Origin of the sequence: Vibrio atypicus, assembly GCF_009811315.1 — a bacterium.
Taxonomy (GTDB): domain Bacteria; phylum Pseudomonadota; class Gammaproteobacteria; order Enterobacterales; family Vibrionaceae; genus Vibrio; species Vibrio atypicus.
On sequence record NZ_BLID01000002.1, the window covers coordinates 64,673 to 85,134 of the forward strand.

Below are 20,462 nucleotides of genomic sequence, written 5' to 3' on the forward strand. Positions count from 1 at the left end.
AGTTATGATTCCTTCATTTTTAATGCGGTCGTTGCTAAACGTTGGCCTAAGCTCTGCGCTAGTTCTATTTCTTCGCTAGTTAAAGCTCCTGAACCTGAACTGACGGTGGTCGCACCATAAGGAGTACCACCACTGGATGTGGAATGCAGTTTAGGCTCTGAGTAAGGGATTCCCATAATCATCATGCCATGGTGCAATAAAGGTAGCATCATGGTTTGCAATGTTGTTTCTTGGCCACCATGCAAGCTAGATGATGAACTAAATAGGCAAGCTGGCTTATCAATCAAATCCCCCGCGACCCAAAGAGCGGTGGTTTGATCCCAAAAGTGTTTCAGCGGTGCGGCCATGTTGCCAAACCAAACTGGGCTCCCCATGGCTAGGCCATCACACTGCTTTAATTCACTAAGTTGGACAATCGGGTCGGTTGACTCTGTTTCAGAATGTATCTCTTCCACGGTACGTAAAAGAGCTTCACATCCAGAAACTGACTCTATTCCTCGCGCGATTTGTCTCGCCACCGCTAGTGTTGAGCCGTGGCGACTGTAGTAGAGAACAACTAGCTGGCAGGTCATAGGATCTCGAGGACTTGCTCTGGTGGGCGACCAAGGCGCGCTTGGTTGTTGTTTACAACGATAGGACGTTCGATCAGTTTTGGATTTTCAGCCATCGCCGTGAAAAGAGCATCGTCACCGGCATCAGCTAACTTGAGCTCTTTGTAAATGTCTTCTTTAGTGCGCATCATAGCGCGGACAGAATCCAAACCTAACTGAGCATATAGTGTTTTTAGTTCGTCGACACTGAGCGGTGTGTCTAGATATTTGATGATCTCAGGTTCAATGCCTTTTTCTTCAAGTAGAGCAAGTGTTTGACGGCTCTTCGAGCAGCGCGGATTGTGAATAATCACGACTGACATGGTGTAACTCCTATTGTTATTGTAGGGCTAAGAAACGCTCTCTTTGAATCATCAGTTGATCGATTCGAGCATCGTATCTTGCTTGTTTTAAGCTTCCTAACTCAGCGATTTGGCTTGCTTGAGTATAATATTGAATAGCTTTGTTCCAGTTTGCCTTCAGTGCCAAAATCTCAGCACGCGCGGCTAAATCTTCATCACTGTTGCCTAAATGAATACTGGCTTCTGACAGTAAATGCCACCCATTCACATCGTTTGGATAATCATGGGTATAACGCTGCAACACTCTAACCGCTTCTTCGTTCTTTTCTTGCTTGATTAGCACATTTGCATAATTGATGGTGATGACAGGATTATTCGGTGTCGATTTCTCAGCGCGTTCCAACATAGTTTGCGCTTTTTCCGCTTGTTTCTTAGCAAGGTAGAGATCTGACATCGCATCAATATAGAAATGGTTTCCACTGTCATTTTGAATTAGAGGTTGTAGTAGAGCGTTCGCTTCATCTAACTCATTGTTATCTAAGTGAACCAATGCACGGCCATATTGGAACGCAGGTTTTAATGCGGGTGCTGCTTTCTTCTCTGTACGATTAAACCAATCCATGGCGGCTTTGGCTTGAATCCCTGTGTAGCGAGCAACAACACGAGCACGGGCGAGGTTGTATTCCAGAGATGGTTCCACTCGCTTAGCTGGGTAGCCTTGAGCCCGGGCTCGGCTGTCTGTAATTCGATCTTCTGGCAATGGGTGAGTGAGTAGCATTGGTGGCGGCTTGCTGGCATAGCGGTACTCATCGGCTAAACGGCCAAAGAACCTTGGCATCGCATTCACTTCAAATCCAGCCTTAGCTAAGGTTGAAATACCAAATCGATCTGCTTCTTTTTCGTTACTACGAGTGTAGTTAATTCGCCCTTGCATGCTTCCTGCTGTTGTTGCCGTAATCGCAGCCATCCCGGCTTGAGGAGAAGCAATAGCAAGCAGCAATGAACCCGCAAGAGCGGCTAGCGTAGCAGGCGATCGGCGTGCTTGATCTTCCATACTTCGTGCTAGGTGGCGCTGCGTTACGTGTGCAATCTCGTGAGCGACGACTGATGCGAGTTCACTTTCAGATTGGGCATGGAGAAATAAACCAGAATGCAGAGCGACATAACCACCAAAAAACGCAAAGGCGTTGATATTTTTGTCGCGGATCATGAAGAAAGTAAATGGTGTCTTTACGTCATCAGCATTGGCGACCAGACGGTGGCCTAGGCTACTCACATATTCGTTGAGCACTGGATCATTTACGATAGGCTGGCTTGAGCGCAACATACGCATGTAAGCGTCACCATAGATAAGTTCTTGATCTATAGTAAGGGTACTACTGGCCGTTGTTCCGATGTCAGGAAGTTCGACACTATTGGCAGCTACAGGAGGGGCGCTTAGTGCCGTTGCGACACAAAGGCAGACCATTGAACGCGTACGTTTAAACATAGAATTAAGATGATACTCCGTTGATTACTTTGCCTTATTGGAAACTGCGTTTAGGCAGACACACCTTTGACACTCGATAACAAAGATGGTTTCCTCAGATAATCCTATCTTGAAGTGGTGAGTTATTTGAGTACGTCACAGGTTAGTCAAAGTTGTTACGCATATTTTGATTAACACTGACGCATCTAAAAAAACACTATACAATACCACCATGATAAGCATCGAGCGAAAGAATGGAACTGAATATTTTGGATTTACGTCAAGAGCGTTGTCCATTGGCACTGTTACTTGCTAAGCGTCACACTAATCAATTACAGGTTGGTGAAAAATGCTGCATTTTGATTCGCGATCCCAATTCGATGCGAGATATTAAGAAATTTCTTCAAAAGCAACCATTTGAATTTTCGCAAGAAGAAATGGATGACCACTTTTGTATGCACGTGACTAAGGAACTTTGTTGAATGTTTGAAATGGTAAGTCGTTGGTATAAACGACGCTTCTCTGATCCGCACGCGGTTAGTCTTGTTGCAATTCTTCTATTTGGTTTTATCACCATCTACTTTTTCGGTAATCTGATCGCACCGTTACTGGTCGCGATTGTTTTGGCTTACTTACTGGAATGGCCTGTAACTCAACTGAGTCGTTTGGGTGTACCAAGAACCTTAGCCGTTGTGCTGGTGATTCTAGGCTTTAGTAGCTTGATGCTGGTGGCGGTCTTTGGCTTAGTTCCGACTATATGGACTCAGGTCGGCAACTTGATTAATGATATTCCGACCATGTACTTAGGGTTACAGAGCTTTATCGCAGAGCTCCCTCATCGCTACCCTGAGCTTGAGAATTTCCAAATTGTCGAATCGCTAGTAACGAACGCGAAAAACCAAGCTATTGGTATGGGTGAAACGGTGGTGAAAGGTTCATTAGCTTCATTGGTTAGCTTGGCGACCTTAGCTGTGTATCTGATTTTGGTGCCGCTGTTAGTCTTCTTCTTACTTAAAGATAAAGAAGAAATGATTGAAATGGCGAGTGGTGTATTGCCTCGAAACCGACGTCTAGCGAACAAAGTTTGGCATGAAATGAACGAACAGATTTCCAATTATATTCGCGGCAAAGTGATGGAAATCTTAATTGTTGGCGGAGTGAGCTACGTTACATTCGCTATTCTTGATTTGCGTTATTCGGTATTACTGGCTGTCGCAGTTGGTTTATCTGTGCTGATTCCTTACATTGGCGCTGCGGCTGTGACTGTACCAGTGGCGATGGTCGGGTTGTTTCAGTGGGGTTTAACACCGCAGTTTTATTGGCTTTTGATTGCATACGGTATTATCCAAGCGCTGGATGGTAATGTCTTAGTGCCCGTCTTGTTCTCAGAAGCGGTCAACTTGCACCCAGTCGCTATCATTGTTGCCGTACTTGTGTTTGGTGGGCTGTGGGGCTTTTGGGGCGTATTTTTTGCCATTCCTCTAGCTACCTTAGTGAAAGCCGTTTGGAATGCATTACCAAGTCATGAAGATGAAGTGATATCTGATCATACTGAACATTCATAATTAACTAACTCATCACTTAAAAAGCTCCAAACCTTGTGGTTGGAGCTTTTTTTTGTCGTTTTCCGCAATATTTTCTTAAAATTAGATTTACACTGGTAAGAAATTGTAAGAAATTTCTTAAGGAAACGTTAGTCAGGGCGATAACAATAAAACCAAAAAAAATATAATAACGACTGACAATTGAGGGAAGATATGAAATTTAGCCAGAAGATCGTTGCGGCTTCATCTGGATTGCTGCTAGTTACAGTGACGCTGCTATCAATCACGCAGCTAAACACGGTAAAAGAAGAAGTAGAAATACTGGTTGATACCAGCTTAACCGAAATGGTTAATGGGGTAAGAAATACCGTCGTTTCTGAAATGGAAAGTAAGAAGTCTTTGGCTCGTTCGACTACAGAAGTTGTCGAACTGGCCCCAAATAATCGTGACCAAATAAAATCGATCATTGAAAAACCGACCATTAAAAGTAGCTTTTTAGCTGTAGGTTTTGGCTATGACAATGATGGCTATGTTGTTGAGAACGATGATGGTTGGGACGTTGGGCCTGATTATAACCCTCGTGTTCGTCCTTGGTATCAAGATGCGAAAGCAAAAGGTTCTCTGGTGGTTACCGATCCGTATATCGATGTTTCTACCAAAAACGTGATTATCTCTATTGGTACGCCAGTAAAAGGTAGTGGCCAATTTGTTGGAGCGATGTTTTACGACATGGAGCTAGGTAGTTTAGCTGATTTAGTTAACAGCGTTAACCTTCTTGATGCTGGTTATTTGTTCATTGTAACTGCCGATGGTACGACAATTGCTCACCCTGATGCACAAAATAATGGCGAGAATCTTTCAAAATACTTACCGCAAGCACAAGTTAAAGAAGGGGTACAACGCTTTGAGAAAGACGGCGTTAATTACCTAGTGCGTTTTGCGAAAGTCCCTTCAGAAAATTGGTATATAGGTGCCATTGTTGATGAAGACATTGCATTTGTGGCTGTCGAGCATATGCGTAGCAGCTCTATCATCTATGGTGTGATCGGAGTCGTTCTCAGCGTACTATTACTGACTTTCCTAATTCGTGTTCTGATGCGTCCGCTTGAAGTTCTTAATACAGCAATTCAAGATGTGGCATCGGGTCAAGGCGATTTAACCAAGCGTCTTGATACCAATACCGATAAAGAGTTTGCCCAGTTAGCAGAAGGTTTCAATACCTTTACGGAAACACTTCAGAAGCAGATTCAGCAGTCTAAAGCGATTGGCGCGGAAATCCTTCGCGGTACAGAAATGACAGTGCAAGGTTCTCATGAGTCGGCGGAAGCGATGCGTAGCCAACTACAAGAGCTTGAACAGCTTGCGACTGCAATGAACGAAATGGCAGTGACGGCTACGGAAGTGGCAAACAATGCGCAAGGCGCTGCTGGTGCTGCTCGTGAAGCGGATGATGCAACGCAAGATGGCTCATCCGTGGTGAGTGACACTACGGCGTCCATTGATACGCTTTCATCACGCATCGATCAGGCTGTTGAAGAAGTTCAAGGGTTAGAGTCTGCAACTGCCAATATTGAAACGATCTTGAAAGTAATTAATGACATTGCTGACCAAACTAACTTACTTGCACTGAATGCGGCGATTGAAGCGGCTCGTGCTGGTGAATCTGGCCGAGGTTTTGCGGTCGTTGCAGATGAGGTTCGTACCTTGGCGCAACGTACTCAAGAGTCAACAACTGAGATTCGCAGCATGATTGAACAGCTACAAGCGGGTGCAAGCTCTGTTTCTGCAGCGATGAATGAAAGTAAAAACACAGCGGTTGATGCAGTTGAGAAAGCGCAGGCAGCGGATGGTGCACTACAGCGCATTCGAGACGCGATTCAGCGAATTACGGATATGAATATGCAAATCGCCTCAGCGGCAGAAGAGCAAAGCTTGGTTGCGGAAGAGATCAACGCCAATACGGTGAAGATTAAAGACCTATCCACGCAGGTTGCTGATGCTGCGGAAGATGCCAATGTCGCGATGCAGGTTCAAACAGAAAATGTTCGTGAACAAGATGAGATCTTAAACAAGTTTATCGTTTAATTGCTCTTATAAAGAAAAACGCCAGCGAGATGCTGGCGTTTTTTAATTCTGCTGATTATATAAAGAGGGTTATTTGTTCTCGTTTAAGTAATCTAGCACCACTTCATGGTGAGTTTTGGTCTTGAATTTATTAAAGACGTGCTCGATAACACCTTCTTCATTAATCAGGAAGCTAATGCGATGTAAACCATCGTACACTTTCCCCATAAATTTCTTCTCGCCCCAAACTCCAAACTGATCCGCAGCAGCGTGGTCTTCGTCTGAAAGCAGCGTAAAGTTAAGCTCATCACGCTCGATAAATTTACCTAGGCGTTTTACAGGGTCGATACTAACACCCAAAACAACCACATTGTGCGCATCAAGCTCTGCTTTGATATCACGTAAACCTTGCGCTTGAACGGTACAACCTGGAGTCATTGCTTTTGGGTAAAAGTAAAACAGGACTTTTTTACCTGTAAAGTCGGCAAGCGTTACGGTATTGCCATCTTGATCTAATAAAGAAAACGCTGGGGCAGGAGTGCCGGCAGTGAGAGTGTTCATGAATATTCCTTTTATAGACTGTTCTTTATGAAATTCAGTGAGCCTTGTACTGATAACGTTTGGCAAAGGGCATCAAACTCTTCTTGAAGCTGCATGATATTGCGTTCGGAGTCGACACTGGCGGTAATCGCAATGTGGAACTGGTCACTGTCAGCTCCGACTTTGTCTTTACTGATCGTCTGAGCACTCAATGATGAAAGACCGATCTCTTTCTCTGCAAAAAACTGAGTAAAGTGTTCGGTCAATCCCGGAGTATCGTTTGACTCGACAAATACTTCCATCGTATAGGATGAATCAAGAGGTGCGTGAGTTGAGGTTCGCTTCATAATCGTAATCAGATTATGCTCTTGTCCCAATAGGGGTAATGTCGTTTCAACACGTGTCACAGACGCGTTATTGCCGGAGAGCAACATAATTAGGGTGAACTCATTGCCAAAAAGCGCAATGCGACTGTCAACAATATTGCATCCAGACTGAGTGACCAGGTGAACAACTTGGTTGCACACACCTGGGCGATCTGCACCGACCGCAGTAATCACCAAATGTTGAGTCATAGTCTCACTTTTATTTTTAGATTATTGATTGGATAGCTTAGCACAGATGCCCGCCAGAAAAATGCATCTTGCGTGCTTTAGAATTATTTTTGTCCAATTGAATTTAGAGGTGAGATTTCCTTACCGAGTACTGACAAGTAAGGAAATAAAAGGCGTAACTTGCCAAATATCTAACATCTGATAAATATTCATTCAATTAGGTGATTTAAGCGCGGTTAATCGCTTGTCTTTTTCAATCGCCTTACAGTACCATGCAGAAAGTAACAAATGAGGGAGAAGGACATGTTTTCAGGAAGTATCGTAGCGTTAATTACACCGTTTAATCATGATGGCGAAGTCGACTATGTGAGCTTGAAGAAGCTAGTCGAATATCATGTAGCCGCAGGCACAGACGGCATCGTTGCTGTCGGCACCACAGGTGAGTCTGCAACGCTAACTATTGAAGAGCATGTCAAGGTTGTATTAAAGACTGTCGAATTTGCAGAAGGCCGTATTCCGGTTATTGCAGGTACCGGTGCAAATGCAACTCATGAATCTGTAACATTCAGCCGTTTACTCAATAATTCGGGTATTGTGGGCTGTTTGAGCGTAACACCATATTACAATAAGCCAACTCAAGAAGGCTTGTTCCAACATTACAAAGCGATTGCTGAAGAGAGCGATGTTCCTCAGATCCTTTACAATGTACCAGGCCGTACTGCGGTTGACTTGCTTCCAGAGACAGTCGCGCGCTTAGCTGAAATCGAAAGCATTGTTGCACTTAAAGATGCAACAGGTGATTTAGGAAGAATTGCAATTCACCGTGAACTTTGTGGTGAAGATTTTATCTTACTAAGTGGTGATGATGCTTCTGGGTTGGAATTTGTTAAGCAAGGCGGCCAAGGCGTTATCTCTGTGACCAATAATATTGCCGCTGAAGATATGGCGAAAATGTTTAGATTGGCGCTTGAGGGTAAGTTTGAAGAAGCTGAAATTATCAACCAACGCTTAATGCCACTGCACAAAAATCTGTTTGTTGAGTCAAGCCCAATTCCGGTGAAATGGGCTGCACACAAAATGGGCCTGATTGCGAATGGTGATCTGAGATTACCGCTGACACAGCTGTCAGAAAACGCTCGCCCAATTGTGGCTCAAGCAATGTCAGAAGCGTGTATCTACTAATTTAGGATGAATTGCCGAAGATTTTTCTTCGGCATTTACTGATCAGGAGTTTCAATGAAATTGTCGCACCAGCTAGTTCTTAGTTCACTAGCTGTTTTTGTTTTAACAGCATGTTCTGGCAACTCAACTCAACGCCGTCAGGCGAAAGATGACTTTGAGTATCTAGACACTCCCGCACTAGAAGAGTGGCAGATTCCAGAGGGCGCAGTTCCTCAGTTCTATACTAACTACCAGATCCCACAAGGTGAATTCGCTGGTGGTATTGGTAAAGATGTCGATATTCGTCCACCGCAACAAGTTCTAGAGTTAATCCCTGGTGCGCGTTCTGAGCGTAAACAAGGCGAAACGACGCTTTGGTTACTACGTGAAGATGAGCTGAATAAAGTGTGGGAAACTGCACTTAAGATGCTCGACGAACAAGATATTGATATCCGAGAACAATCAGAAACACGCATTGAGACCGATTGGGTAAATTGGAAGTCGGAAGACGAAGATGCTGAACTCGGTGCTCGTTACCAAATAGAACGCGTCAAAATAGGCGGTCGACATGGTTTCAAAATCTCATTGATTGATTGGCGTGAAGCGGGTCAAGTTAAGCCTGTTACTGCAACCAACAAAGAGCGCTATAACGCTTTGATGACGAATTTGGTAACAGCTAGATACGACCTAGATTTACGTGAAGAAGCGGCCCGCAAAGCGGAAGAGTTGGTTAAGCATATCCCAATCACTATGGGAGCTGACCGCAGTGGCTTCCCTGTGATCATCGCTCGTACACCATACAATGTATTGTGGCAGCGCCTTCCTCGTTTATTGCCAAATATGGGCTTTACGATTGAAGAGCGTAACCAGTCGCAAGGTACAGTGAAAGCGAAATTCGCTACACCAGATGATGCATTCTGGAACGAGATTGGTGTGAAACCAATTGGTTTAGATTCGGGCACTTACACCTTCTTGTTCGGTGATTTGGGCAACCGTACTTCAATTAACGTGACTGACTCTTCAGGTAAGCCTGTTGAAGAGCAGCTGCTGAAAGATATGGTGCCTGTATTGAGCGCTGTCGTAGGTAAAAATAGCGAGAAGTAATCGCTATTTCCTTTAGATAATAAAAAGCTGACTCAATGAGTCAGCTTTTTTTGTTATTGCTGTTTGCGAGATTACAGAACCATCGCTGCAATCCAGCCAAAGACAATCAATGGGATGTTGTAGTGAATAAACGTAGGTACTACCGTTTCCCAAATGTGTTCGTGTTGCCCGTCAGCGTTTAGACCCGATGTCGGACCTAACGTTGAATCAGAAGCCGGAGAGCCAGCATCTCCTAGAGCAGCGGCTGTGCCAACAAGTGCGATGGTTGCCATAGGAGAGAAACCAAATGCAGCCGCAAGAGGAACGTAAATAGTTGCTAAGATTGGAATCGTGGAGAATGATGAGCCAATCCCCATAGTGACAAGTAAGCCCACCACAAGCATAAGCAGAGCTGCCATTGGTTTGTTATCGCCAATGCTGGTAGCTAGTGCTTCAACCAAAGATTCGACACCGCCAGTTTGCTTCATCACGGCAGCAAAGCCAGCAGCAGCAATCATGATGAAACCAATCATTGCCATCATATGAACGCCTTTGGTAAAGACATCGTGTGTCTCTTTCCATGCGATAACACCACCAAAAGTAAACACCATGAAGCCAGCAAGACCACCGATGATCATCGAGCCGGTAGAAAGCTGTACAGAAAGCGCTGCAACAATACCTAGCGCAGCGACTAGGATGTTCTTCTTGTTGATAGTTGCTGTTTCTTGAGTCACTTGAGTAAGCTCAGTCTCCTGATACTCGCGCGGCTTACGGTAACTAAAGAAAATCGCAGTCAGTAGACCAAAGATCATGCCCGCAGCAGGTAGCAGCATCGCGACCGGAACTTGGCTCGCAACGACGTTTTCTAGGCCATTATCATGCAAGTTTTTTAGCAAGATATTGTTTAAGAAGATACCGCCGAAACCAACAGGTAACACCATGTAAGGAGTAACAAGGCCGAAAGTTAAGACACAGGCGATCATACGACGGTCTAGTTTCAACTTTGCGAATACGCCTAGAAGAGGTGGAATCAAAATGGGGATAAAGGCGATATGGACAGGAACTACGTTTTGTGAAGACATAGTGACCAGCACCAATGCGATTAGCACTGCGTATTTTAGGCCAGTCGAAGCTGCGCCGTTTTCTTGGCCGTGGATTCGTTTGATTACGCTGTTAGCTAGAAGGTCAGTGATACCTGATTTCGAGATAGCAACAGCGAAAGTTCCAAGCATTGCATAACTCAGTGCGATGGTTGCACCACCACCTAAGCCACTTTCGAATGCAGAGACAGCATCGTTAAGGCTCATACCAGAAACTAAACCACCGACAATGGCACTGAATGTCAGAGCGACAACGACATTCACGCGCATCAGTGCTAGTACCAGCATGATACATACGGAAATTACAACAGGATTCATAGTTTTCTCGTTTGTTGTGTTTACTTATTCATTATTATTTTCAGCATCGGCTTCAATCAGTGGCCAACCACCAAGGGCTTTCCATTTATTGACGATGCCACAAAAAAGTTCTGCCGTTTTTTGTGTGTCATATAAGGCAGAGTGGGCTTCTTTGTTGTCGAAATCCATCCCAGCGGTTTTACATGCTTTAGCTAATACAGTTTGGCCGTAAGCCAGTCCGCTTAGTGTTGCCGTGTCAAACGTCGCGAAGGGGTGGAAAGGGACGCGTTTTAACTTGCTACGTTCACTCGCGGCCATAACAAAGTTATGATCGAATGTGGCATTGTGCGCGACAATGATGGCACGGCCGCAATCAGCGGCTTTTTGCTCTTTACGTACAAGCTTATAAATTTCTTTGAGGGCTTCAGATTCGGGGATAGCACCGCGAAGTGGGCTGAAAGGGTCACGTAGGCCAATAAAGTCGAGCGCTTCTTTTTCAAGGTTTGCACCTTCGAAGGGTTCAACATGGAAATGAATAGTTGAAGCAGGCTGGAGATCACCGTTCTCGTCCATTTTAAGGGTTACGGCGCAGATTTCTAATAGTGCATCAGTTTTGGCGTTAAACCCTGCGGTCTCAACGTCAATGACTACCGGGAAATAGCCTCGAAATCGTTTTTTAAGCGTCAGTGCTTCGTTTTCTACAGTCATGTTGGTCTAATATTATGTGACAAGGGCAGCATTATTGCAGATTCTTTAAGCAAGCAAAACCGCATTGTCGAATTAATCACAAAGCTTTATTGATAGATTTGTTTGTTCCTTCTTTGTCCAGGGCAATAGGGAGATTGGCGAGCTTCTTGCATTATGATTAACGTCTTTATAGAGTGCGGCAAAATCCCGCCTCGAATCATGCTGTAAAAGAGAATCGACACACTATGAAAAAGCTGTTTGCAACAGGACTAACATTAACACTGACGACAATTGCAGGACATGCTGCTGCAATGGATGTCCGATATGTTGCCGCGCCTCAGCAATCACAATGGCAGATGATTGCAAACACGCCGTTAGAGTGCCGTATGGTTCACCCAATCCCCAATTATGGTGACGCAGTGTTCTCTTCGCATGCGAGCAAGAAAATTAACTTAGATTTTGAACTTAAAATGAAACGACCGATGGGCCAAACCCGAGATGTGTCGTTGATCTCCATGCCACCTTCATGGCGCCCAGGTGAGGGAGCGAGCCGAATTACTAATATTCGTTTCTTCCAACAATTTGATGGTTACGTTGGTGGGCAAACGGCTTGGAGTATTTTAAGTGAACTAGAGAAAGGACGTTACCCAACGTTTAGTTATCAAGAGTGGCAGAGCCGCAATGAGCGTGTGGAAGTCGCCTTGTCTTCCGTGTTGTTTCAAAGCTCCTACAATGTGTTTAGTGACTGTATTGCCAATTTGTTGCCATACAGTTTTGAAGACATCGCTTTTACTATTCTTCACTACGATCGAACCAGCGTAGAACTCAACAAACAGTCGCAAAAACGACTGGCACAAATCGCAGAATACATTCGTCATAACCAAGATATCGACTTGGTATTGGTCTCAACGTATACCGACTCTGAAGACAGTAAGAGTGCGAGCCAAAACCTTTCAGAGCGCCGTGCTGAAGTATTACAAAACTACTTCAAATCACTTGGACTACCTGAAGATCGTATTCAGGTTCAAGGATATGGTAAGCGTCGACCTGTCGATGACAATGCGTCACCGATAGGCAAAGATCGTAACCGACGAGTAGTGATTTCTTTGGGGCGAACCCAAGTTTAGAAGAGATAGGAAAAGAGCCAGCAATGCTGGCTCTTTTTAATTGAGTTTGAATTTGGCGATGAGATTGCAGTTGGTCGCAGTATCTATATCTTGCACAAGTTGCGCTATCTTAGGATTTGGATGGCGTTTCATGAATTCGATTAATGCCTTTTTACAGCAGCCCATTGAATCAATGAAGGCATCGCAATCTGTGTTTGGACATTGCGGGACCAGAGTGAGGACTTTTTCAGAGGCGAGTTGTAGGTATTTCAGCTCATACTTGATGTCGCCGATGTTGCGCCAAAACATCGCCATGTTGTGACAAGAGATGACGGAAATCATCAGGCGATCTTCTACCTCAATCTCTTCAGCATCTCCGATTCGTTCACTAATCGTCAGTGCTTGCTGATAATGTAGAATGCTGCGTAAGTGATCCTCATCATTCATTGCCATATCTGCAAGCAATGTATGTTTTTCCCACTCTGCAATACCCATGTCTTCATCTCCTCTATTCGAATAGCTTGAGATTAAATGATAATCATTATCAAGTAAAGCTTAAAAAATAAGACAGTAGAGCACTGTCTTATTTTTGGATTGGATGCGAAGGTTAACCTTCTAAACCTGCAGATGCTGATTTGTTTTGAATTAACTCAATCATGTAGCCATCTGGGTCTTTGACGAAGGCAATATGAGTCGACCCACCTTTTACAGGGCCCGGCTCACGAGTCACATTGCCGCCAGCGGCTTTAATAGTGTCGCAAGTGGAGTAAATATCATCAACGCCGATTGCGATATGACCAAAAGCAGAGCCGAGATCGTATTCACTTGTGCCCCTGTTATAGGTTAATTCGATCACAGCACCTTGAGATTCATCACCGTAACCGAGAAAAGCCAAGGTATATTCATACTGTTTGTTTTCGTTAGTGCGAAGTAAGTTCATCCCCATGACTTTGGTGTAAAACTCGATTGATTTATCTAAATCACCTACGCGTAGCATAGTGTGTAGAATACGTCCGTTTGACATTGCTCGCTCTCCTAATTTTCTGGATATACTTTTTCTTTGAATTCACACAAATCTTCGATGATACAGCTGCCGCAGCGAGGCTTACGCGCCACACAAGTATAGCGACCGTGTAAAATTAGCCAGTGGTGCACATCGATCTTGAATTCTTTGGGTACGACTTTCAGCAGTTTTTCTTCAACTTGGTCAACGTTTTTACCCATCGCAAACTTAGTACGGTTTGATACACGATAAATGTGAGTATCTACTGCAATGGTTGGCCAGCCAAATGCAGTATTGAGTACGACGTTAGCCGTTTTACGTCCGACTCCAGGTAAAGCTTCTAACGCTTCACGGTTTTCAGGGACTTCTCCGCCATGCTGTTCTAATAAGATTTTGCATGTCTTAATGACATTCTCTGCTTTGGAGTTAAATAGGCCGATGGTTTTAATGTATTCCTTAACGCCATCAACACCGAGATCAAACAGCCCTTGTGGTGTGTTCGCAACAGGATAAAGCTTATCGGTTGCTTTGTTCACACTAACATCAGTGGCTTGAGCTGATAGCAAAACAGCAATCAGTAGTTCAAAAGGCGTGCTCCAGTTGAGCTCAGTCTGCGGGTGTGGGTTATCGGCCCTTAACCGCTCAAGTATCTCTCGGCGTTTTTCTTTGTTCATGTTGAGGCTGCTTTCCAGTGTCAGTTATTGTTATTAATTGGTCACTCGTGCTCGTTCTATCGCTGGTTTTTCTTGTTTTGGCTGACGGGCAGCGAGCTGCTTATCGATGATGTTTTTTAGTGCGATGAGTAGACCGACGCCAATGAATGCGCCAGGTGGGAGTAGAGCGAGTAAGAAGCTGTTATCAAATTGGAACACTTCAATACGCAATACTTTGGCCCATTCTCCTAACAAGAGATCAGCGCCATCAAATAAAGTGCCATTGCCAATGAGCTCGCGCATAGCACCAAGCAATACCAATACGCTTGTCATACCCATACCCATCCAAAAGCCATCCTGCGCTGATGGAAGTACATCATTTTTTGATGCAAAAGCTTCGGCGCGACCAATGATAATACAGTTGGTTACGATCAGAGGGATGAAGATACCGAGTGATAAGTAAAGTCCATACGCGTAGGCATTCATCAGAAGCTGTACGCAGGTTACCAGTGCGGCAATGATCATGACGAATACCGGAATGCGGACTTCTTTTGGCACGTAATCGCGAACCAAAGAGACAGTAACATTAGATCCGACCAATACCAGCAAAGTGGCAATACCTAACCCCAATGCATTGGTCACAGTTGACGAAACGGCCAAAAGTGGACATAAGCCAAGCAGCTGAACAAGCGCCGGGTTGTTGTCCCACATACCATTTTTAATTAGTGTTATATGTTCACTCATTGTTGCCTCCACAATTTAGAGGTTGGCTGAGAATGTCTGTTCGGTGGTCGTTGACGTACTGAACCGTGTTTCTAACGGCTTTTACTACCGCACGTGGCGTAATGGTAGCGCCAGTAAATTGGTCGAACTGTCCACCATCTTTACGTACTTTCCAAGTTGATTGGTTTTCTTCGGTCAGCGTTTTACCGTTGAAACCTAAAATCCAATCTGTAACACGTAAGTCGATCTTATCACCTAACCCAGGGGTTTCTTGATGACTTAAAATCCGAGAACCTAAAACAGTACCATCTTGCTTAATGCCGACAATGAGCTTGATTGCACCGTTGTAACCATCTGGTGCAATTGCTTCGATCGCTAGGGCAGATGGTTGGCCATTCAAGGTCGCCATATAAACAGGCATTGGTTTATCTGTACCTAATGACGGGTCAGTAATCAAGGTACACGCTTGGTATAAGTCATTATCGTGCAGGTTGTGAGGTATCACTTGGTTCAACACTGAAAGTAGCTGAGCCTGTTCTTGCTGCTGGATTTGGTCTTTGGTTAAGTAGTGGGTCAGTGCCACCACACCTGTGGAAGCACAAGCAAATATCGCGAGAACCGCACCATTTTTACGAATAGCGTTTAGCATGATGTTCCTTAGTGCCCGTATGTTCTAGGTTTGGTGTAGTAGTCAATCAGAGGGACACACATATTGCCAAGCAGTACGGCAAATGCGACGCCATCAGGGAAACCACCCCAGCTACGAATAATAAACACCATCGCACCGATGAAGGTACCAAAGATAAGTCGGCCTTTCACGGTTGTCGAGGCGGAAACAGGGTCGGTAGCAATAAAGAATGCACCGAGCATGGTTGCACCAGAGAATAGGTGCAATACAGGTGATGCTGTCTCGCCTGGCGCGAATAGCATAAATAGGCCGCTCATTACTGTCAGCCCGAGTAAGAAGCTAACCGGAATATGCCAATTAATGACGCGCAGTTTGATTAAAATGAGGCCACCAACAAGGTAAGCCAAGTTGACCCACTCCCAACCGATGCCAGCTAAAGCTCCAAATTGAGGCTGAGACAAAGCTTCACTTGCTGTGCTGCCAGTATGAAGTGCTGTCTTAAAGGCATCTAGCGGGGTTGCCATTGTAATGCCATCAATACCAGCGCGGATCTGCTGTAGTGATAAGCCATCTAAATTAAAGCCAGTAAAAATGAGAGAGAAGGCATCTCCCATTGAAATTGAAGAGGCCTGCAACTCATTTGGCGATACCCAACTCGTCATCTGTACTGGGAAGGAGATCAGAAGGACGACGTAGGCCACCATTGCTGGGTTAAAGAGGTTTTGACCAATACCACCGTAGAGGTGCTTTGCGATTAAGATAGCAAAGACTAAACCTATGGTAATGACCCACCACGGAGACAGGGGAGGGATGGCAATCGCGAGTAACCAAGCTGTGACGAGAGCACTGTTATCACGTAGTGCTGACATAGGGTGACGTTTTCGCAGCACCATGACTAGGGCCTCTAAACTTAGCCCTATGATGATAGCAAGGAGCAACTGAATCACTGTCCCCCAACCAAAGAAGTAGGTTTGGGCAATGAGACCTGGTAGCGCACATAGCGCCACCCACTTCATTAGGTCAGGAGTGCTTCTACGACTGTGCGCGTGTGGTGAGCTGGCAATAAAAAAGGCCACTACTCTTTCTCCTTAAATTGTTTTTGTTGTTCCGCTGCTTTGCGCGCTTTAGCGCGGGCGATAGCAGCGGCTACTGCGGCTTTTTTTGGATCGTCTGAATTGTTCTCAGCTTCAGGCGCAGATTCGGTTTCAATCTTATCAGCCTGCTGCGCTGCTTTGCGCGCTTTTGCACGGGCAACCGCTGCAGCAACTGCTGCTTTCTTCGGATCGTCTGAATTATTCTCAGCTACAGGCTCGGACTCGGTTTCAACCTTATCAGCCTGCTGCTCTGCTTTACGCGCTTTAGCACGGGCAATCGCTGCAGCAACGGCTGCTTTCTTCGGATCGTCTGAATTCGGATCGTCTGAATTGTTCTCAGCTACAGGCTCGGACTCGGTTTCAACCTTATCAGCCTGCTGCTCTGCTTTACGCGCTTTAGCACGGGCAATCGCTGCAGCAACTGCCGCTTTCTTCGGATCGTCTGATTTGCTCTCAGCTACAGGCTCGGACTCGGTTTCAACCTTATCGACCTGCTGCTCTGCCTTGCGCGCTTTAGCTCGGGCAATCGCAGCAGCAACTGCAGCTTTCTTCGGATCGTCTGATTTGTTCTCATCTACAGGTGCGGATTCAGTTTCAACCTTATCAGCCTGCTGCTCCGCTTTACGTGCTTTAGCACGGGCGATGGCAGCCGCGACGGCGTCTTTTTTATCGCTAGAGTTGCTTGAATCAGGTGTTTCGCTCTGAGACTTTTTCGCTTTAGCGCGAGCAATCGCTGCCGCAACAGCGGCTTTTTTGTCTGTTGCAGGCGCTTCAGCTTCACTATCTTGCTGAGCGGCTTTACGAGCCTTTGCTCTTGCTATCGCTGCTGCGACCGCATCTTTCTTGTCTTCTGATGCTTCACTTGGCTCAGCTTGTTGCGCTTTTTGAGCTTTACGCTCTCGAGCTTCACGCTTGCGTTCTTCACGCAACTTCGCCATTTCTGAATTGTCAGGCTCTGAGCTGCCTGATTGCTGGGCTGCGGCTTGTTTAGCTTTTGCTTTGGCAATCGCAGCAGCAACAGCCGGTTTAACGCTAGCTTCTTCTGGCTTCGCTTCCGCTTTTTGAGCTTTGACACGAGCGATAGCAGCGGCAATGGCATCATCACCACCGCTTTGCTTCATGTCCTTACGGCGATCATCGGCGGCTTTCTTAAAGCGGTTTTCACGTTCCGCTTTATCACGCTCCATGCGCGCTTTCTTCTCTTCAAAGCGTACTTTGGCTCGCTCTGCCGCTTCGGCTTCTTCTTTGCGAGTTCGGATCTCAGCCTTTGCTTGACGGTAGTATTGAACCAGTGGAATTTCACTTGGGCAGACAAACGCACACGCGCCGCACTCGATACAATCTTTGAGGTTTAGCTCTTCACACTTATCAAACTCTTCTGCTTTCGCATGCCACTGCAACTGCTGAGGGAGCAAAGAGGCCGGACAAGCTTCCGCACATTGCCCGCAACGAATACACGCCATCTCATATTGATTCGGTGAGATCTCTTTACGTGTTGGCGCCAAAATGCAGTTCGCCGTTTTAGTTATAGGCACATTCGCATGCGGCAAGGTAAAGCCCATCATCGGGCCACCCATGATCAGGCGAGGTAGCTTTTTGTCTGCCTTGTAGCCAAATTCATCGAGTAGAGCCTGCACTGGTGTGCCGATTAGCGTCCACACGTTTTGAGGTTGCTTAAAGGTATCACCGGTTAAGGTCACGATACGTTCAACCAGAGGTTCACCGTCGCAAATCGCACGTTTAATCGCTTGCAGTGAACCAACGTTTTGCACCATAAGACCAATATCTGCCGGAATGCCATTTGCTGGCACCTCTTTATTGGTCAGTATTTTGATCAGTTGCTTTTCGCCACCTGATGGATACTTGGTCGGAATGACTCTAATGACGATATCTTTATCCGCTGCGGCTTTTTCAAGTGCGGAAATAGCTTGTGGTTTATTGTCCTCAATACCGATGATAGTCAGCTTCGGTTTTAAGATATGTTCGACAATTTCGATACCTTGAATGACTTCATTAGCATGCTTTTGCATCAGCATATCGTCGGCAGTGATATAAGGTTCACACTCTGCAGCATTGACGATTAGAACCTCAGTGCGAGCTAGGCCTGACTGAATTTTCTTAGCCGTCGGGAACCCCGCACCACCCATGCCTGAAATACCGGCTTGGCGAATGATTTCAATCAGCTCATCGGCTGAAAGTGTTGTGAAATCTTCAATGCGCTGACGTTCGATCCAGTTATCATCACCATCGGGTTGAATGACGATACATGTTTCCGCTAAGCCAGAAGGGTGCGCGGTTGTTCTCAGTTCTATTGCCGTCACGGTGCCAGATGTTGGCGCATGGACAGGAAGCATAAAGCTAGTATCGTATTTGCTTAGCGCTTGTCCTTTCAGAACCTTATCACCCACATTAACCGTGATGGTGCCAGGTTTACCAATATGTTGCTTTATAGGTAATACGATTTCGTTAGGAATGCTAGCACGGGCAATATCCGTACTAATGGATTGCTGTTTGTTTTCTGGTGGGTGCACGCCTCCAGGGAAATCCCAGAGTGAACCAGATTTTATTTGTTCGATTAATGACAACATACCAGTCCTTAATTCACACTATTCTGCGATGGCGCAGAATCGGTAATATCAACAACAGGAATGGCGTCCAATTGCCATTTCCAATTCGCTGTAGTGGTTTCTACAGGGATCATTTCAATACAGTCAGTTGGGCAAGGTGCGACACACAAATCACAGCCTGTACATTCATCTTTAATCACTGTGTGTAGAGCTTTTGTTCCGCCAACAATGGCGTCAACAGGGCACGCTTGGATACATTTAGTGCATCCAATACACATATCTTCGTGAATAAAGGCGACGGTTTTTACCGCATCGAGATCGTGAGCCGATTCGGTCGCTTCAACACCCATAAGGTCGGCAAGTTTTTCAATCGTTGCTTGGCCTCCTGGTGGACACTTGTTGATCGCGTCACCATTAGCAATGGCCTCAGCGTACGGTCGACAACCGGGGTAACCACACTGACCACACTGGGTTTGTGGCAGAATCGTATCGATTTGGTCAACAATAGGATCCGCTTCGACTTTAAAACGGATGGAAGCAAAACCAAGAATCGCTCCAAATAGGGCAGCCAGTGCTGCAACGGCAAATACCGCAATTAAGATCGCACTCATTACAGTTTCACCAAGCCAGTAAAGCCCATAAATGCTAACGACATTAATCCTGCTGTGATCATAGCGATGGACGCGCCTTTAAAGGGGGCTGGTACATCTGCCGCATTGATTCGTTCTCGCATTGAAGCAAATAGGATCAGAACTAATGAGAAGCCCACAGCAGCGCCAAAGCCGTAAATAATGGATTCGATGAAGTTATGGTTCTCATTGATATTGAGAAGCGCAACACCTAGTACCGCACAGTTCGTCGTGATGAGAGGGAGAAAGATCCCTAACAGGCGATACAAGGTTGGGCTAGTCTTATGAACCACCATTTCTGTAAATTGCACCACAACAGCGATCACAAGAATGAAGCTCATCGTACGTAAATACTGTAGCCCCAAAGGTTCGAGAATGTAGCTTTCGACAAGGTACGCGCACACTGACGCTAAGGTCAGCACAAATGTTGTAGCTAACCCCATGCCTATTGCAGTTTCGAGTTTTTTTGACACGCCCATAAACGGACATAGGCCCAAAAACTTCACCAGTACAAAGTTGTTGACTAGGACAGTGCCCACCAACAACAAAAGATATTCGGTCATAGTTATTTATTTAGGAAATTCCGATCCCGATATTATCCTGCTTTGCCCGTTCAATAACAACCAAGGAAAGATAAGGTTTTATATTCTTGACTAAAAATTATACGAG

The 20,462-nt window shown here is 45.4% G+C and carries 22 protein-coding genes; 6 read left to right on the plus strand and 16 right to left on the minus strand.

Annotated features, from left to right (window positions below):
* Positions 1-2: 2 nt before the first annotated feature.
* The 3 genes from wrbA to bepA are packed head-to-tail and all read right to left on the minus strand — an operon-like array spanning position 3 to position 2,381.
* The gene (wrbA, locus tag GVO60_RS04910; RefSeq protein WP_159651510.1) at positions 3-572 is read right to left on the minus strand and encodes an NAD(P)H:quinone oxidoreductase; all 570 of its coding nucleotides are present in this window, start codon (positions 570-572) and stop codon (positions 3-5) included.
* Entirely contained in the window at positions 569-913 is a 345-nt protein-coding gene (gene arsC / locus GVO60_RS04915; protein WP_159651511.1) for an arsenate reductase (glutaredoxin), read from the minus strand. The genes wrbA and arsC overlap by 4 nt, the downstream gene beginning before the upstream one ends.
* Before the next feature lie 16 nt (positions 914-929).
* The gene (gene bepA / locus GVO60_RS04920; protein WP_159651512.1) at positions 930-2,381 is read right to left on the minus strand and encodes a beta-barrel assembly-enhancing protease; all 1,452 of its coding nucleotides are present in this window, start codon (positions 2,379-2,381) and stop codon (positions 930-932) included.
* A gap of 233 nt (positions 2,382-2,614) precedes the next feature.
* Here bepA and GVO60_RS04925 point away from each other — a divergent pair, with 233 nt between their 5' ends.
* The 3 genes from GVO60_RS04925 (at position 2,615) to GVO60_RS04935 (ending at position 5,989) form a co-directional block, all read left to right on the plus strand.
* Positions 2,615-2,842 carry a sulfurtransferase TusA family protein gene (locus GVO60_RS04925; protein WP_159651513.1) on the plus strand — a complete coding sequence of 76 codons (228 nt, stop codon included), beginning with the start codon at positions 2,615-2,617 and terminating at the stop codon, positions 2,840-2,842.
* Complete coding sequence (locus GVO60_RS04930) at positions 2,843-3,925, plus strand: AI-2E family transporter (RefSeq protein WP_159651514.1); 1,083 nt, start codon at positions 2,843-2,845, stop codon at positions 3,923-3,925.
* A 192-nt stretch (positions 3,926-4,117) separates the two neighbouring features.
* Entirely contained in the window at positions 4,118-5,989 is a 1,872-nt protein-coding gene (locus GVO60_RS04935; RefSeq protein ID WP_159651515.1) for a methyl-accepting chemotaxis protein, read from the plus strand.
* A gap of 69 nt (positions 5,990-6,058) precedes the next feature.
* Here the strand turns inward: GVO60_RS04935 and bcp are convergent, their stop codons facing one another.
* Positions 6,059-6,529 (minus strand): thioredoxin-dependent thiol peroxidase, encoded by a 471-nt coding sequence (gene bcp / locus GVO60_RS04940; RefSeq protein WP_159651516.1) that lies wholly within the window; start codon positions 6,527-6,529, stop codon positions 6,059-6,061.
* Between the two features lie 11 nt (positions 6,530-6,540).
* The gene (locus tag GVO60_RS04945) at positions 6,541-7,083 is read right to left on the minus strand and encodes a glycine cleavage system transcriptional repressor (protein ID WP_159651517.1); all 543 of its coding nucleotides are present in this window, start codon (positions 7,081-7,083) and stop codon (positions 6,541-6,543) included.
* 282 nt (positions 7,084-7,365) lie between these two features.
* On the opposite strand from GVO60_RS04945, the gene dapA reads away from it, so the two are divergent.
* Together dapA and bamC are read left to right on the plus strand one after the other, a co-directional pair.
* Complete coding sequence (dapA, locus tag GVO60_RS04950) at positions 7,366-8,244, plus strand: 4-hydroxy-tetrahydrodipicolinate synthase (RefSeq protein WP_159651518.1); 879 nt, start codon at positions 7,366-7,368, stop codon at positions 8,242-8,244.
* A gap of 54 nt (positions 8,245-8,298) precedes the next feature.
* Positions 8,299-9,327, plus strand: coding sequence for an outer membrane protein assembly factor BamC (bamC, locus tag GVO60_RS04955; protein ID WP_159651519.1), 1,029 nt, complete (start codon positions 8,299-8,301; stop codon positions 9,325-9,327).
* Positions 9,328-9,398: 71 nt separating this feature from the next.
* Here the strand turns inward: bamC and GVO60_RS04960 are convergent, their stop codons facing one another.
* Positions 9,399-10,724, minus strand: coding sequence for a Na+/H+ antiporter family protein (locus tag GVO60_RS04960; RefSeq protein ID WP_159651520.1), 1,326 nt, complete (start codon positions 10,722-10,724; stop codon positions 9,399-9,401).
* A gap of 24 nt (positions 10,725-10,748) precedes the next feature.
* Positions 10,749-11,411, minus strand: coding sequence for a ribonuclease T (gene rnt / locus GVO60_RS04965; protein WP_159651521.1), 663 nt, complete (start codon positions 11,409-11,411; stop codon positions 10,749-10,751).
* 224 nt (positions 11,412-11,635) lie between these two features.
* On the opposite strand from rnt, the gene motY reads away from it, so the two are divergent.
* Positions 11,636-12,517, plus strand: a complete 882-nt coding sequence (motY, locus tag GVO60_RS04970) for a flagellar protein MotY (RefSeq protein ID WP_159651522.1) — start codon at positions 11,636-11,638, stop codon at positions 12,515-12,517.
* Between the two features lie 36 nt (positions 12,518-12,553).
* On the opposite strand, the gene GVO60_RS04975 is transcribed toward motY, so the two are convergent.
* The 9 genes from GVO60_RS04975 to rsxA all read right to left on the minus strand — a co-directional run bounded on the left by GVO60_RS04975 (position 12,554) and on the right by rsxA (position 20,356).
* Positions 12,554-12,991, minus strand: coding sequence for a DUF2753 domain-containing protein (locus tag GVO60_RS04975; protein WP_159651523.1), 438 nt, complete (start codon positions 12,989-12,991; stop codon positions 12,554-12,556).
* A gap of 112 nt (positions 12,992-13,103) precedes the next feature.
* Positions 13,104-13,520 carry a lactoylglutathione lyase gene (gene gloA, locus GVO60_RS04980; RefSeq protein WP_159651524.1) on the minus strand — a complete coding sequence of 139 codons (417 nt, stop codon included), beginning with the start codon at positions 13,518-13,520 and terminating at the stop codon, positions 13,104-13,106.
* An 11-nt stretch (positions 13,521-13,531) separates the two neighbouring features.
* Positions 13,532-14,173: an endonuclease III gene (nth, locus tag GVO60_RS04985; protein WP_159651525.1), complete on the minus strand. Its 642-nt coding sequence runs from the start codon at positions 14,171-14,173 to the stop codon at positions 13,532-13,534.
* Positions 14,174-14,206: 33 nt separating this feature from the next.
* Positions 14,207-14,896 (minus strand): electron transport complex subunit E, encoded by a 690-nt coding sequence (locus GVO60_RS04990; protein ID WP_159651526.1) that lies wholly within the window; start codon positions 14,894-14,896, stop codon positions 14,207-14,209.
* The gene (gene rsxG / locus GVO60_RS04995) at positions 14,889-15,524 is read right to left on the minus strand and encodes an electron transport complex subunit RsxG (protein ID WP_159651527.1); all 636 of its coding nucleotides are present in this window, start codon (positions 15,522-15,524) and stop codon (positions 14,889-14,891) included. The genes GVO60_RS04990 and rsxG overlap by 8 nt, the downstream gene beginning before the upstream one ends.
* Before the next feature lie 8 nt (positions 15,525-15,532).
* A complete protein-coding gene (gene rsxD, locus GVO60_RS05000; protein ID WP_159651528.1) occupies positions 15,533-16,579 on the minus strand; it encodes an electron transport complex subunit RsxD in 1,047 nt (348 codons plus the stop codon).
* Positions 16,579-19,185, minus strand: coding sequence for an electron transport complex subunit RsxC (gene rsxC / locus GVO60_RS05005; RefSeq protein WP_159651529.1), 2,607 nt, complete (start codon positions 19,183-19,185; stop codon positions 16,579-16,581). The genes rsxD and rsxC overlap by 1 nt, the downstream gene beginning before the upstream one ends.
* A gap of 8 nt (positions 19,186-19,193) precedes the next feature.
* Complete coding sequence (rsxB, locus tag GVO60_RS05010) at positions 19,194-19,775, minus strand: electron transport complex subunit RsxB (protein ID WP_159651530.1); 582 nt, start codon at positions 19,773-19,775, stop codon at positions 19,194-19,196.
* Positions 19,775-20,356, minus strand: a complete 582-nt coding sequence (gene rsxA, locus GVO60_RS05015; protein ID WP_159651531.1) for an electron transport complex subunit RsxA — start codon at positions 20,354-20,356, stop codon at positions 19,775-19,777. The genes rsxB and rsxA overlap by 1 nt, the downstream gene beginning before the upstream one ends.
* Between the last annotated feature and the right edge of the window lie 106 nt (positions 20,357-20,462).